Genomic DNA, 14757 nt, shown 5'->3' on the forward strand with positions numbered 1-14757 from the left:
GTGAATGCAACCTCATGGGCTAAATCGTCACAACAGGATTTCCAGAGAATGTATATTATCTATTTCAAGGTGAGCAAGGCCCTTATACTGGTACGAAGTAAACTGATTGCGTAACCAAACACTGTTACAGCCGGCTCGGTGTGCTCCCTGAACGTCGGTGTCTAAGCTATCTCCAACGTGCAATAAGGTGCTTGGTGACAGGTTAAAATGGTTACACGCCCGCTGATATAGCTCCGGATGAGGTTTGGCGCGACCATCAATGCCAGCTCTTAATACCAAGTCAAAGCTGTCTTTGAGGTTAAACTTTTCCACTTCAACATTGCCATTGGTGATGGCAATAATGGGGTATTTATTGCGTAATTGCGCCAGTAAATTAATCACAGTATCTGAGACAGTGATATTGCTTCGGGCATCAGCAAATGCTTGGTAGGCGGATTGAGCCGCTTGTTGCTGCTCGGTTTCAGAATAGCCTAGCTTAGCAAAGCCATACTGCAGTGCCGCTTGGCGCCACAGGGTAACGTCTTCCGCTAAGCGAGGTTGTTGCTGTAGTGCCTGCTTGCGGCAATGGTGCCAAAAATCAGGGCCTTGTTGCTGCCACGCGGCTATTTTATTGAGGTGAGTATCCATTGCTTGCACCGCAGCCCTAATAATGGGGCGGTTATCGTAGAGGGTGTCGTCTAAGTCAAAACTAATGGCTGAAATCGCTGGGATGGCTTTATTAAAACGCATAACGGTTAGTCTTTTTGTTTTTTGGCTCGAGGGTGGGCATTATCGTACACCTTAGCAAGGTGCTGAAAGTCGACATGAGTATACACTTGAGTCGCCGACAAGCTGGTGTGGCCAAGCATTTCTTGTACTGCCCTGAGATCGCCACTGGACTCCAGCATATGGCTGGCAAAAGAGTGGCGCAACTTATGCGGGTGAATGGGGGTGCTTACGCCTTGCTTTAAGCCCCATTCTTTCATGCGCTCTCTGACATGTCTGGCGCTAATGCGCCGTTTTAATTTGCTGACGAAAAGCGCCGGCTCTTCAGCATTGGCAAACTGTTCGCGTAACTTGAGCCAAGCCGCTAGGGCCGTTAAGGCTTTGCCTCCCACGGGCACTACTCGCTCTTTGTTGCCCTTACCAAGGACGCGGATCTCGCCTTCTCGGACATCATAAATATTGGCATTAACCAGTTCACTTAAACGCAAGCCGCTGGAGTACATTAGTTCCATCATGGCTTTGTCGCGAATAGCTAAAGGGTCGTCAGCAGGGATCTCCAGCAGTTGCGCCATTTGGTCAACATCGAGGTTTTTTGGCAGCGGACGTTGAAACTTAGGGCCTTTTATCTGCTCTGCTGGGTTGCTGACGGTGTGTTGTGAGGCCGATTTTAGCTTTAAAAATTTATAAAAGCTGCGCACACAGCTGAGTTTTAAGTTAATGGTGCGGGGGCTGTAATTTTTCCCTCTTAGCCACATACTGTAACGGCGAATTTGCTCACTGCTCACCGCTAGCCAAGACGAAGCCTGCTGACTGAAAAATTCCGCCGCTTGAATGAGCTGCGTCTGGTATTGTGTGATGGTATGTTGAGAGTAACCCCGTTCATGGCGCAAATAGGCCATAAACTCAGTTATTGCTGATGTCCAAGATGCATCAACCGTTGCGGTGGTCATGCTAGCTCTGCAAGTTTTAAAGTCAGGGTTTGAATAAAGGCATCGATGAGCATGTTGTCGTGCTGTGGTGAAAAATGCTCAGCGCTGTTACTGGCAAATGCCAGAATATACTCGCCTTTGGTTGCTGCATTGACGCGATATAAGGCCACAGAGCCCACTTCAGCATCACTAAAAAGCAAGCCTGCTAATGCTGGGCTTAAGCGGCCTAAATAGTGATCATGGTGTGCCAATTTCGCTTTGATTAAGTCGTCGAGCTCATCACTAACGGGCAGCAGCTGACATGCTTGAATATCAGGGTGAGTGGCAAAGCGCTCTGCTAAAGTGTGATTGATATCACTCAATGCTTGGCACTGCATAATCGCCAGCTGACATTGACTCAATTGTTTAAACACCAGCTCGTTGGACTTTGCGTATTGCACCATGTCCTGCACTTGTTGCTTTAAATTATCGAGCTCGTCTCTGAGCATGCGCTGCTGATGCAAGGCTAAATTCGGTAAGCCCTGCTGTTGTTGCTGCAACTGCAAATCAACCAACAAGTAGGGGTGGCGTAATAAAAAGTCTGGATGATGGCGCAAGTAATCAACCACTTGCTGCTCTTGCAAAGGGGGTTGCTGTTTCGTCATATTGCTATTTGCCCATCAAAAACATGCTCTGCGGGTCCGGTCATTTTAACGACCTGCCCATGCCCTGACCAACGTACTTGCAAGCTACCTCCCGGAAGGTCAACACGCACGGTTTCGTCGAGTTTGCCTTGTTCAATTCCAGCAACCACCGCGGCACAAGCACCGCTGCCACAGGCTAAGGTTTCTCCGGCACCACGCTCCCATACTCGCAATTTAATGTATTCACGAGAGACAATTTCCATAAAGCCAATGTTGGCTTGTTGCGGAAAACGCTCATGATGTTCAAGTAGTGGGCCTAAGGTGGTGATGTCGGCCGTCTCGAGGCTGTCTACCATCACCACGCCATGGGGATTGCCCATAGAGACGGCACTGCAAAAGACGGTATGCTCCTGCGCTCTTATAATATAGGTACTTTCTTGTTTGTTGGCACGAAACGGGATGGCACTCGGGGTAAAATTGGGCTTGCCCATGTTGACCGTTACTTGGCCATCTTTTTCCGTGTAAAGGGTGATATTTCCGCCTTTGGTCGAGACCGTAACCTTGTGCTTATTGGTCAAGCCTTTCATTCTAACGAAACGAGCAAAACACCGTGCGCCATTGCCGCATTGTTCCACTTCGTTACCATCGGCATTAAAAATGCGGTAATGAAAGTCTAAATCTGGAGAATAAGGAGCCTCAACCATTAACAGTTGATCAAAGCCGATACCAAAATGACGATTGGCAAGCTTTTTTATTTGATCTCGTGACAAAAACACATTCTGGGTGACATTGTCGATCACCATAAAATCGTTGCCTAGACCATGCATTTTTGAAAAGTTTATAAACATAAAGTGGAATCTTCTGGGGCTATTAACCCTGAGCCTCGCTTAACTATTACTTTGCCATGGATGAGGTGATTAGGAAAGCTGAGTACAGCATTGCTATTGACTCATCCACACTACGGACTTAAGACTGCGGCGGTAATTGCTCATATTGCCACAGTGATTCGAGTGGTTCACGCTGACGTATTACATAGTGTTGCTCGCCATCCACCATGATTTCAGCACAACGGGGCCGCGAATTATAGTTAGAGCTCATGGTAAAGCCATAGGCACCGGCACTGCGCTGAGCGAGCAAATCACCAGGGGCAATTTTCAGCATTCTATCTTTACCGAGAAAGTCTCCAGTTTCGCAGACCGGGCCGACCACGTCATAGTTAGCCGCGGCGACATCATCTCGCGGTGTTACGGCAATGATATTTTGCCAGGCCTGGTATAATGAAGGTCGTAGCATGTCATTCATGCCAGCATCCACTATGGCAAAGTGTTTATGTTCGGTGGGTTTTATAAACTCAACCTTGGTGACTAAAATGCCGGCGTTGGCTGCAATGGCGCGGCCAGGCTCAAAAATCAGTTGTAGCTTAGGAAAGCGCGCTAACTTTGCTTTAATTTCAGCGGCGTAGGCGCTAGGGTGGGGTGGCTTTTCACTGTCATAGGGAACCCCTAAACCACCACCAATATCTAGGTGTTTAAGGGTAATGCCAGCCTTTTCGAGCTCATCAATGAGTGCCAACACCTTATCTAAAGCAGCTAAAAATGGAGTTACTTCAACCAATTGTGAGCCGATGTGGAAATCGATCCCAACCACTTCTAACCCAGGGAGAGCGTAGGCCAGCTGATAGACATCCAACGCCGCTTTAATATCAATGCCAAACTTATTTTCTTTTAAGCCCGTGGAAATATAAGGGTGGGTTTTGGCGTCAATATCTGGGTTTACCCGTACCGAAATAGGCGCTGTGGTTGCCATGCTTGTGGCAACTTCGCTGATGCGATGCAGCTCCGCAACTGACTCAACATTGAAGCACTTAATACCTTGCTCTAGCGCGTATGCGATCTCGTCGGCGGTTTTTGCAACCCCAGAAAAGACCACTTTGTTGGCATCGCCACCGGCTTGTAATACTCGCGCCAACTCACCTTTTGATACGATATCAAAGCCGGAACCTAGCTTTGCTAAGGTATGCAGCACGGCAATATTGGAATTGGCTTTAACGGCGTAGCACACTAAGTGAGGGTGACCTTTGGCGGCGTCAGTAAAGGCATGATAGTGTCGCTCAAAGGTTTTTTTGGAGTAGACATAACAAGGTGTACCATATTGCTGGGCAATGTCACGAACCGCGACTTGCTCGGCAAATAGCTCACCCTCTTGGTAGTTAAAGTAGTCCATCTTCGCCCTCCGATTGTTTAGCCGTGGCTTCACGCTTGGGCTTGGTACTCGACTGCGGCTGATTTTTTTGCTGCTGCGCTTCGGGTAGGTAGAGCGGACCGCTTTGACCACAGCCAGATAATCCGATTAAAGTAACAAAAACAAGTGCAAATACGCTAAAGTTGTAAGGTGTCGCTTTCATTAGATAATTCATGTTAGTGCCTTTATAATCGCAGAGTAACAGAATTGATAAAAAAAGCAGCTTTTCGCTGGCGAAATTTCACCTTCATGGTATTGCATTCGTATTGTGATGCAATACAGTGAAAAGCCTTCTCGCAAAGGGTAAGAGGAAACCATCATGACAGACAGTGAATACCATGCGTTAGCCGATGCGCTGATGTTGACAATTGAAGAACAAATTGATGATTGTGGCGCCGATTTAGACTATGAATCTGCAGCGGGCATTCTAGAGATTATTTTCCCTGACAAGAGCAAGATTGTTATCAACAAGCAAGCACCATTACATCAAGTATGGGTTGCCACTAAGTTTAACGGTCACCACTTTGAACTCCGTGGTGAGCAGTGGATCGACAATCGCTCAGGTGCAGAGTTTTGGCAGTTTATGAGCGATGCTGCAACGAAACAAGCCAATGTTGCCATAGAGTGGCAGCACGATTAATGCTTGAGTTTGTAGAATACCCAGCAAAGGGGCAACATCAAGCGAGTGTGATCTGGCTGCATGGCCTGGGCGATTCGGGTAATGGCTTTTTGCCAATTGCCCCAGAGTTGCAACTGCCTGACGAGCTTGGAGTAAGCTTTATTTTTCCTCACGCTCCAGAGCAACCGGTCACCATTAATGGCGGCATGGTGATGCGCTCTTGGTATGATATTAAATCGTTTGATCTAGATAAAAGAGCCGACGAGCAAGGTGTGAGAGACTCGGCAGCGCAAGTTGAAGCTCTGGTGCAAGCTGAACTCGACCGCGGTATTGCGCCGCAGCGCATTGTACTGGCAGGGTTCTCACAAGGTGGCGTGATTGCATTACACCTCGCACCTCGACTGCCAGTGAAAGTGGCTGGGGTGATGGCATTATCAACGTATATGTGTGCGCCCGACAAGTTAGCCACTGAGGCTGAGCAGCAAGATCTGAATATTTTTATGGCTCATGGCAGCGCCGATCCCGTGGTGCCCATCGCGGCAGGCCAACAGGCATATCAGGTGTTACAGCAACAAGGCTATCAGGTCAGCTGGCAGGATTATCCAATGGAACACCAAGTGTGCTTGGATGAGATAAAAGCGATCCGCGCTTGGTTAATTGCGACCTTGAGTGAATAATTACCAGTGACAGACACAGGAGCGAAGCAATGTCACAAAAAATTGTCATAAAAACATCGGTAAGCAAAACCCCGCCAGAGACCACCTCGGTTACTTACCAATGGCATTGGAAACGTATTTTTATGGCAACGGCTGTGTTCACTGGTATTGCCAGCGCCGGTGTCTATGGGGTGGTAAACAGTGTTAATGCTGACGAAGCCAATGCCATCGTTGCTAGCAATAATGAGGTTACCGTGACCCCGGCCCCAGCGATGGCTATAAACGATGAAGCCAATACGCCAGATTTAGCTTCACCATCGGGTAATGACAACCAAATGGTTATGGCTGCAACGGCGTCTCTTGACCAAAGTGCCAGCACAGAAAATACTTTGACAGAAACAGAAACAGAAACAGAAACAGAAACAGAAACAGAAACAGAAACAGAAACAGAAACAGAAACAGAAACAGAAGCAGAAACAGAAGCAGCGGGCAATAGATTTGATAATGAAGCGCAAGTAGCCAGTGTTGCGCTCGGTGCTAAAATTGATACTCAGTACATTAGCCGCGCGGTGCTCACTACGGCGGTGAGTCAGCGTGAGCCAGAAAATGTACTTAAAGATATTGTTGCCAGCAATGATTTCAGTGACAAGTTGATGTTTTTTACCGAGGTACGCAACCTTGATGGTCAAAGTATCTCACATTTATGGTTTCACCAAGATCAACTGATGGCAGAAGTTGAGTTGGCCATTAGAGCCAATCGCTATCGCACCTATTCCAGCAAAAATATTATGCCTAGCCAAACCGGAGACTGGCGTGTTGAAGTGGTTACAGGCTCAGGCAAGTTATTGGCACAAAAAGTATTTCGTGTAGTGGATGGCACGCGTTAGGTTTTCACCAGGTAAATGAATTTCAATTTTGCTCCAAAGAGCAAGCATCACTGTCACAGCAGTGAATAAGAAGGCAGAACATGACAGAACAACACAGTGTATTACGTATCGCAACAAGAAAGAGCGCATTGGCTTTATGGCAAGCGGAGTTTGTTAAGGCGGAGCTGGAAAAGCATCATGCCAATCTAACCGTTGAGTTAGTGCCAATGTCCACTAAGGGCGATAAAATCTTAGATACACCTTTGGCCAAGGTCGGAGGCAAAGGGCTCTTTGTTAAGGAACTGGAACAGGCGATGATGGATGGCCGTGCTGATATTGCTGTGCACTCAATGAAAGACGTCCCGGTGGATTTCCCTGAGGGCTTGGAACTGCACACCATATGTCAGCGTGAAGATCCTCGCGATGCGTTTGTTTCTAACCGTTTCAGTAACTTATCTGAGCTACCTGAGGGAGCTGTGGTTGGCACTTCGAGCTTGCGTCGACAATGCCAGATCCGCGCGGCACGACCTGATCTGATCATCAAAGACCTGCGTGGTAACGTCAATACCCGCCTGGCGAAATTGGATGCTGGTGAATACGATGCCATTATTCTGGCTGCGGCTGGATTAATCCGACTGGAAATGGCCGAACGTATTGCCAGCTACATTGAAGCGTCTGAATCATTGCCAGCGAATGGTCAAGGCGCTGTTGGTATCGAGTGCCGCAGTGATGATGCCAAAACCAAAGCCCTTCTTGCCCCCTTAGAGCATTCAGAAACACGTATTAGAGTATTGGCCGAACGTGCCATGAACCGACGTTTAGAAGGGGGTTGCCAAGTCCCTATTGGTGCCTATGCTGAAATACAAGGTGAACAAATCCATTTGCGTGGTTTAGTGGGGGCGGTAGATGGCAGTGAGATCCTTCGTGCAGAACAAACCGCCAGCGTAAATGATGCCGAGCAGCTGGGGGTTGAATTAGCGGAGTCGCTGCTGGCTCAAGGTGCGGATAAAATTCTCGCCGAAGTATATAAGGACGCTTAAATGAACGTTGCGCTAACTCGACCGGTGGGTAAATCAGAGCCTTTATCTGAGCTGCTGACCGCGCAAGGGATTGGATCTGTTATTTGCCCTGTGTTACAGCTGGATGCAGTGAGTGTCTCCGACACCGCCAGTGCCATGGTCGCTGAGGCTGAGTTAGCCATTTTTGTGTCTCCTGATGCCGTCGGTTTTTTTCATAGCCTAGATATTGCTTTGCCTAGCCATTGCCAAGTATTGGCTGTAGGCCAGGGCACAGCCAAAGCACTGCAAGATAAACTAGCGGTTAAAGCCAAATATCCCCAGCAAGCGGATTCTGAAGGGCTGTTAGCACTCCCTGAGCTGGCTCAAGTTGAGGGTAAGCGGGTACTGCTAGTTAAAGGCAAAGGTGGACGAACACTCATTGCCAACACCTTAAAATCTCGTGGTGCCATTCTCGATAATCTTGTGGTTTACCAAAGAACCCCAATCAAAGCCAACTCGGACAGCTGGTTAGACCACTGGCGAAGCCAACAGATTACAGGTATAGTCATTACTAGTAATACGGCAGCTGATGCGATATTTAATGTGCAAGACACAGTCTGCAAAGACTGGTTACAGGGCAATACCTTTTTTGTCGTAAGCCAACGTACCGCAGACTATCTGCAACACACTTATCACATCATCCCGTCGCATATTGTGGTTTGTCCTGGTCCAGATAACCAGGCCATAGCGGCGACAATCGCCGATCACACCAAACAGCAAGGGAGTAAAATGACGCAGTCTGAATCGCAAAAAAACAACGCCAAAAAGGACGCAGAACCGAGTGCAGCAGTAACACCCGCTGCAACTCAGGCGCTAAAACCGGGTATCAGTAAACTGGCGTTATTGGCTTTAGTGGTGGCATTAGGCAGTAGTGCTGGCGTGGGTTATCTCTATTTACAGCAGCAACAGCAGTTACAACAAACGCAAATGGCCAATCAAGCCATTGCAGCTGAAAATAACTTACTACAGAGCCAGCTCAGTGACACCAAATCACAACTGCAGCGTTTGGATAATGCCTTTGCCGGCGTGCAGCAGCACGTCAAAGAGCAGCTAGCGCAACAGCAATTGCAAGTGGATGAGCAGCTTTCACAGACGCTAGCACAGGCAAAACAACAGGTCAGTGGCGCGTTGGCGGCAGAGGTGTTGTACTTGCAAAGACTTGCCGCTTTCAAGGTCGCTGCAGAGCAGGACTATCTTGGCGCCGTGGCCGTGTTAACACGACTGGATGAGATTTTGGCTGCCGAGTCGAACAGCAGTACCGTCAGAAAGGCTATTGCTGCAGACATTGCAAAATTAGAGGCGTTGCCCAAACCACAGACTGAGGCGCTCTACTATCAGCTACACGGGATGCTAGAGCAGGTCGACACCTTAGCAGTAAAAAGCCAGTCATTACCACAGCCACAACGCACTGAAGAGTCGCAACTGTCGCAAAATATGAATGACTGGCAGAGCAACCTTAAGCGCTCTTGGCAACAGTTGGTGGATGACTTTATTACCGTTCGCCGCCACGACGAGGTGGTCATCGACCCATTGCTCGATAAAAATGAAAAGTTGCTTATTCGTGCCCAGTTGCGAGCTTATCTAACCCAAGCGCAAACCGCGGTGGTAGAACAGCAAGCCAGTATTTTCTTTGCCGCGCTGAGTGGGGCCAAACAAACTATCATTCGCTATTTTGACAGTGACGATGCCAATACGGTTGCCATGTTGCAAACCTTGAAAGAACTGAGCCGTAGCGAAATTCAAAGCCGCACTGACATTACCTTGAGCACGCCGAAGGCGTTACAGGGGTGGTTACAATGATAGCGAACGTGGTGACCTTTCTACTGATCCTAGTGGCACTGGCAGCAGGGCACTTACTAATTGATGAGAAAGGCTATGTGCTAATAGCGTTTGATAACACGACTATTGAAGGCACCATAGTGTCTTTCAGTATCTTAGCGCTACTGGCTGTTTTTGGCTTGTTGCTGCTGGTAAAAGTGCTGCGCTTTGGCTGGCATAGTGTCATGAAAACTCAAGGGCATTTTTCTCGTAAGCGCCGTCTAAAAGCCGAGCAAGCGTGGCAAGAAAGCCTTTGGTTGCTGATTAATGACGACATTGAACAGGCTGCAAACCTACTTAAAAGCGTGCCTCAACCTGCAGAGCGACAAGACTTCGTTCAGGCTATTGCGGCGCGTGCGGCACTGCAATCAGGCGATGTGGTGAGAGCTAATACCGAGCTTGAAGCCATAAGTGATCAGCATCAAGGCCAGCTCGCGAGCTTATGGCTTGCGGCCAATAACAACGAACAAGCCTTAGCCCTTTTACAGCAAAAAGTCACAGTGAAAAAGCCAAGCACTGCTGCTATTTCAAGCTATATCAAGGCTTGCATTGCAGCCCAGCAGGGGCAAGAAGCAATCAGTACCATCGCTCAGTGGCATAAAAAGCTGCGCTGGGAAAGTCAGCAATGGCAAAGTATGTTTGAGCAAATCTTTAGCCAAGCGCCAGAGCAAGCGGATGAACTGTTCGCTATGTTACCAAAAGCATTACAGGCGAAAGCCAGTACCGCCCTATATCAGGTGAAATTACAGCAAGGTGACATCGCGCAGTTGACGGGAACCTTGAAAAAGCTGTTAAAACAAGGGCAATACCATCAATTAAGCAGCTTATTAAGCCACACCACAGCCGCAGACCTTAGCTTGAAAACGGCCATTCAACAGCAGCTTAAGAAGACCCCGGAGGATCAAGAGTTACTGTTTGCTTTGGCGTGCTTGTGTAATGCCGAGGGCGATCACGAGTTGGCGGCGAAGATCTTTGATAGCCTCAGCGCGCAGCCATGGCAACCGCGCTGGAGTCAACAGGGGCAACTGGCTTATCAGCAAACACAGCAGTTTGAAAAAGCTTATTTAATCGCAAAGTCAGCATGACTGTTATCCTTCAGCACTGGTTAGGCTCAAACTAGCCAGTGCTGCCTCACTTGTGGTATTGACGACAAAAGTTCCCGACGCTGATTAAGCGAACCGATATGAACTATAATTGCAGCTAGACATATGTCCTTGATCTTCTCTTTAGGGGGCGTATGATCCTAAAAATTTTAACTGCAAATCGGGTACGCTATGATCAACAACACACTTCCATTATTAGATTTACATCGTCACTTAGATGGTAACGTTCGTGCGTCAACGATTCTTGAGTTGGGTCGACAGTTTAATATGGCGCTTCCTGCGAGCGACATTGAAGGGCTACGTCCACATGTTCAAGTGATTGATAATGCGCCTAACCTGATGGCATTTTTAGAAAAGCTTGATTGGGGCGTTAAGGTACTGGGGGATTACGATGCTTGTCGTCGAATTGCAGTTGAAAATGTCGCAGATGCCGTAGCGCAAGGCATTGACTACACCGAATTAAGGTTTAGCCCATATTACATGGCACAAAGCCATAACCTTCATCCTGAAGGCGTTGTTGAGGCCTTAGTGGATGGCGTGAAAAGCGCCGTTGCCGAGCAAGACATTCAGGTCAATCTGATTGGTATTCTATCGCGCACTTATGGGGTGGATAAGTGTCAGTATGAGCTTGATGCGCTGCTAGCCCATCGTAACGATCTAGTGGCCGTGGACTTAGCCGGTGATGAATTTAACTTCCCTGGCGAACTGTTTGTTGAGCACTTTAAACAAGTTCGTGATGCTTACCTTGGCGTCACCGTGCACGCCGGTGAAGCTCGGGATGCTCAAAGTGTCTGGCAAGCGATCCAAGAGTTAGGTGCAACGCGCATTGGCCACGGCGTCAAAGCCATTGAGGATCCTCAGTTAATGGACTACTTGCGTGATAACCGCATTGGTATCGAGTCGTGCTTAACGAGCAATATCCTTACCAGTACGGTTGCCGAGCTCCACAATCACCCGCTTAAGCAGTTTTTACAGCATGGTGTATTAGCTACTATCAACACCGATGATCCTGCTGTACAGGGAATTGAACTGGATAATGAGTATAACCATGCCGCCGCCGTGGCAGGGCTAGACAATAATCTCATCCAACAGGCACAAGCTAACGCCGTTGAGATAGCTTTTCTTAGCGATACAGAAAAAGCCGCACTGTTGGCAAAAAAGCAGTAGCGAGTGCTCGCCTTAGGCATTAGCAATGCAGTTGTGCTGGGTTATCCGGCACAACTTAAGTAGCTTTTGGTTAATGCCGCAACCACTTGTGAACGCGTCACTATTCCCACCACTTTTTGCTCTGCTACTACTGGGTACACTTTAGGGCTATTCGACTGCATTTGCGTGGCCAAATCCACTACGGTGGTTTGCGGAGACACCTGCAGTGCTGGGCTCGCCAGCAACTCACCCAAATGGTTTTTACCATCGCAAAAATAGCTCGAGTCGAGTAGTGGTTTCAGTAATTGCTGCTCAGAAATAAAACCCACTAGCCGTCGCGCCTCATCCACCACTGGGGCACCAATTAAGTGATGCTTTTGCAGTTGCTGAATGGCGTCAGTGAGCTCTGTTTCTGGTGTCAAGATAGGGTAGTCTGGCGACATAATGTCGCGAATAAAGAGTTGGCTCATTGCGTGTACTCCTAATGTAGTCGCGTTTAGCTAATCAGCTAACGCCTTGGTTATGAATTATCTAGCACCAGCGTATAAGGAATACTTTTATCGGTAAAATGACTTGTTTTGATTGGTGTGTTCGGTTTTTTGGAAGGGTGTGTGACACACCCTTGCGCTCAGTGTGGTTGTGATGCCGCCAGTCACATGGCCTTATTTGATAAAAGCAAAGGCGTCTGCAAACATGTATTCACGCTCGGCTCCGTGATTGATAAAGTCATCGCGAACAATGCCAATCATATCAAAGCGCCCAGCCATATAGATGCTATAAGGCTCTAGAGAAACAATGTCTTTCATCACTGCTTGATGAACAAAGCCACTGTGACCTTGCCATGAGTTACTTGGGTGCTCAACCACAGGGATAAATTCAAAGTGTTTGTTAGCAGCAGCCCATGCTTCCATTTCAGCTTTTGCGTAGAGGGCTGACTCTTCTTTTACACCCCAATAAAACAACACTGGCTGATCGTAGTTAATTTCAGCGAGGTAATCGGCCATTGATTTAACGTAAGAGAAGCCGGTACCGCCAGCCAGTAAAACCAGAGGACGAGCCTGCTCAGGGCGCAACTGGGAAACCCCCAGGCCTACTTCAACAGCGACCGACTGCTTTTGGTCATAGGCGGCACGAAGGTGATCCAGTGACTGCATGGCATAGGAGTCGGCACCTGAGGCACCAATGTGCAGCTCGAGGTAGTCGCTTTTCGATGGACTGTTGGCGATTGAAAACGCACGCTTATCTTTTTCGCCGAGTACCAGTTGCAGATAATGCCCTGCAGCAAACGTTACTGGTTCTGCCGGCTTTAATATGACTTTATGAACGAACTCTGTGAGAGGCGTGATTGATTCTACCTCTGCTTTTAATACTTGCATGTCTTACCTTTATTAAGCACTTGGCCAAAGAGTGGGCACTCTAACATAGCTATAGCAACAATGTTAGTTATCATGGTGTGCCTCTGCTTGACCTTATTATTCCATTTTTAATTACAGGTGCCTGCATCATGCCTTTATTTTGGCATGATCCCCAGGCTATCCCAAATTTCGTCTACACGCTGTTTAACGTCTTTAGCCATCACAATCGGTTCACCCCACTCACGGTCGGTTTCACCAGGCCATTTATTGGTGGCATCCATTCCCATCTTCGAGCCTAGGCCAGATACTGGCGAGGCGAAATCGAGATAATCGATGGGGGTATTTTCCACCAAGGTGGTATCGCGAGCTGGATCCATGCGGGTGGTGATGGCCCAGATCACATCATTCCAATCACGGGCATTGACATCGTCATCGCAGACGATGACAAACTTGGTGTACATAAATTGCCGCAAGAACGACCACACTCCCATCATCACGCGCTTAGCATGACCAGGATATTGTTTTTTCATGGTCACTACCGCCATCCGGTATGAGCAGCCTTCAGGAGGCAGATAAAAATCGACAATTTCCGGGAACTGCTTTTGCAGTATAGGCACAAAGACTTCATTGAGCGCAACACCTAAAATGGCTGGCTCATCGGGCGGTCTGCCAGTGTAGGTGCTGTGATAGATGGGTTGTTCACGATGGGTTATATGGGTCACCGTCATCACAGGGAAGTCATCGACTTCGTTGTAGTACCCAGTGTGGTCGCCATAAGGCCCTTCAGGTGCGACTTCGCCGGGTTGAATATACCCTTCTAGCACGATTTCAGCGCTGGCAGGAACTTGTAAGTCGTTGGAGACGGACTTAACGACATGAGTTTTACTGCCGCGGAGCAAGCCGGCAAAGGCATATTCACTTAAGGTGTCGGGAACTGGCGTCACGGCTCCGAGGATGGTTGCTGGGTCGGCGCCTAACGCCACAGAAACCGGGTAAGGCTTATCTGGGTTTTCTTTACACCACTCTTGAAAGTCTAAAGCGCCACCTCGGTGTGACAACCAGCGCATAATGATCTTATTTTTGCCCAATAGCTGTTGGCGATAAATGCCTAAGTTTTGACGTTTTTTATAGGGACCTTTGGTCACGGTCAGTCCCCAAGTGATGAGCGGTGCCGCATCACCGGGCCAGCAGTGTTGAATGGGTAACTTGGTGAGGTCCACTTGGTCGCCGCTGAGTACCACTTCTTGGCAAGGGGCCTTTTTGACTTCTTTTGCTGGCATATTCAGCACTTGCTTAAATACTGGCAATTGGCCAAGCGCTTCTTTGAGTCCCTTAGGTGGCTCCGGCTCTTTTAAAAACGCCAGTAATTTCCCCACTTCTCTAAGTTCGCTGACGTCATTTTGCCCCATACCCATTGCCACTCGTTTCGGGGTGCCAAATAAGTTGGCAAGCACTGGGATGTCATATCCCTCTGGGTTTTCAAACAGGATAGCTGGGCCGCCGGCTCTAAGGGCTCTATCGGCAATTTCGGTCATTTCTAATTTTGTTGAAATGGCTTGTTTTACGCGAACAAGTTCACCTTGCTTTTCTAATTGCGTAATAAAATCTCGCAGGTCTTTGTATTTCATTGGCGCTTCT

General features: G+C 48.2%; 16 protein-coding genes. 7 read left to right on the top strand and 9 right to left on the bottom strand.

All coding sequences use genetic code 11. The features are described from left to right. Window positions 1–27 precede the first annotated feature (27 nt). The 6 genes from R3P39_RS14010 to lptM all read right to left on the bottom strand — a co-directional run bounded on the left by R3P39_RS14010 (window position 28) and on the right by lptM (window position 4661). Window positions 28–729: an HAD-IA family hydrolase gene (locus tag R3P39_RS14010; protein ID WP_336568202.1), complete on the bottom strand. Its 702-nt coding sequence runs from the start codon at window positions 727–729 to the stop codon at window positions 28–30. A gap of 5 nt (window positions 730–734) precedes the next feature. Beyond that, entirely contained in the window at window positions 735–1655 is a 921-nt protein-coding gene (gene xerC, locus R3P39_RS14015) for a tyrosine recombinase XerC (RefSeq protein ID WP_336568203.1), read from the bottom strand. Continuing rightward, window positions 1652–2278 (bottom strand): DUF484 family protein, encoded by a 627-nt coding sequence (locus R3P39_RS14020; RefSeq protein WP_336568204.1) that lies wholly within the window; start codon window positions 2276–2278, stop codon window positions 1652–1654. Before R3P39_RS14020 ends, xerC begins: the two co-directional genes overlap by 4 nt. Beyond that, window positions 2275–3105 carry a diaminopimelate epimerase gene (gene dapF / locus R3P39_RS14025; RefSeq protein ID WP_336568206.1) on the bottom strand — a complete coding sequence of 277 codons (831 nt, stop codon included), beginning with the start codon at window positions 3103–3105 and terminating at the stop codon, window positions 2275–2277. Before dapF ends, R3P39_RS14020 begins: the two co-directional genes overlap by 4 nt. A gap of 118 nt (window positions 3106–3223) precedes the next feature. Further along, on the bottom strand, window positions 3224–4480 hold the full coding sequence (gene lysA / locus R3P39_RS14030; RefSeq protein ID WP_336568207.1) for a diaminopimelate decarboxylase: 1257 nt from the start codon (window positions 4478–4480) through the stop codon (window positions 3224–3226). Beyond that, on the bottom strand, window positions 4467–4661 hold the full coding sequence (lptM, locus tag R3P39_RS14035) for an LPS translocon maturation chaperone LptM (protein WP_336569322.1): 195 nt from the start codon (window positions 4659–4661) through the stop codon (window positions 4467–4469). Before lptM ends, lysA begins: the two co-directional genes overlap by 14 nt. A gap of 156 nt (window positions 4662–4817) precedes the next feature. Between lptM and cyaY the strand changes: the two genes are divergently transcribed. The 7 genes from cyaY (at window position 4818) to add (ending at window position 11785) form a co-directional block, all read left to right on the top strand. Next, window positions 4818–5138, top strand: a complete 321-nt coding sequence (cyaY, locus tag R3P39_RS14040; RefSeq protein ID WP_336568209.1) for an iron donor protein CyaY — start codon at window positions 4818–4820, stop codon at window positions 5136–5138. Next, a complete protein-coding gene (locus R3P39_RS14045) occupies window positions 5138–5794 on the top strand; it encodes an alpha/beta hydrolase (protein ID WP_336568210.1) in 657 nt (218 codons plus the stop codon). Before cyaY ends, R3P39_RS14045 begins: the two co-directional genes overlap by 1 nt. Before the next feature lie 29 nt (window positions 5795–5823). Beyond that, a complete protein-coding gene (locus R3P39_RS14050) occupies window positions 5824–6660 on the top strand; it encodes a DUF2914 domain-containing protein (protein WP_336568211.1) in 837 nt (278 codons plus the stop codon). Window positions 6661–6740: 80 nt separating this feature from the next. Next, the gene (gene hemC, locus R3P39_RS14055; protein WP_336568212.1) at window positions 6741–7679 is read left to right on the top strand and encodes a hydroxymethylbilane synthase; all 939 of its coding nucleotides are present in this window, start codon (window positions 6741–6743) and stop codon (window positions 7677–7679) included. After that, window positions 7680–9497, top strand: coding sequence for a uroporphyrinogen-III C-methyltransferase (locus R3P39_RS14060; RefSeq protein ID WP_336568213.1), 1818 nt, complete (start codon window positions 7680–7682; stop codon window positions 9495–9497). It begins immediately after the preceding gene. After that, a complete protein-coding gene (locus R3P39_RS14065; protein ID WP_336568214.1) occupies window positions 9494–10600 on the top strand; it encodes a heme biosynthesis HemY N-terminal domain-containing protein in 1107 nt (368 codons plus the stop codon). Before R3P39_RS14060 ends, R3P39_RS14065 begins: the two co-directional genes overlap by 4 nt. Before the next feature lie 189 nt (window positions 10601–10789). Then, window positions 10790–11785 carry an adenosine deaminase gene (add, locus tag R3P39_RS14070; protein WP_336568215.1) on the top strand — a complete coding sequence of 332 codons (996 nt, stop codon included), beginning with the start codon at window positions 10790–10792 and terminating at the stop codon, window positions 11783–11785. Window positions 11786–11826: 41 nt separating this feature from the next. Here add and R3P39_RS14075 read toward each other — a convergent pair whose 3' ends face one another. The 3 genes from R3P39_RS14075 to ubiD form a co-directional block, all read right to left on the bottom strand. After that, window positions 11827–12234 (bottom strand): CBS domain-containing protein, encoded by a 408-nt coding sequence (locus tag R3P39_RS14075; RefSeq protein ID WP_336568216.1) that lies wholly within the window; start codon window positions 12232–12234, stop codon window positions 11827–11829. 192 nt (window positions 12235–12426) lie between these two features. Next, window positions 12427–13140, bottom strand: a complete 714-nt coding sequence (fre, locus tag R3P39_RS14080) for an NAD(P)H-flavin reductase (protein ID WP_336568218.1) — start codon at window positions 13138–13140, stop codon at window positions 12427–12429. 134 nt (window positions 13141–13274) lie between these two features. Then, window positions 13275–14747, bottom strand: a complete 1473-nt coding sequence (ubiD, locus tag R3P39_RS14085; protein ID WP_336568220.1) for a 4-hydroxy-3-polyprenylbenzoate decarboxylase — start codon at window positions 14745–14747, stop codon at window positions 13275–13277. Window positions 14748–14757 lie beyond the last annotated feature (10 nt).

It is taken from the genome of Pseudoalteromonas sp. UG3-2, assembly GCF_037120705.1.
GTDB lineage: Bacteria > Pseudomonadota > Gammaproteobacteria > Enterobacterales > Alteromonadaceae > Pseudoalteromonas.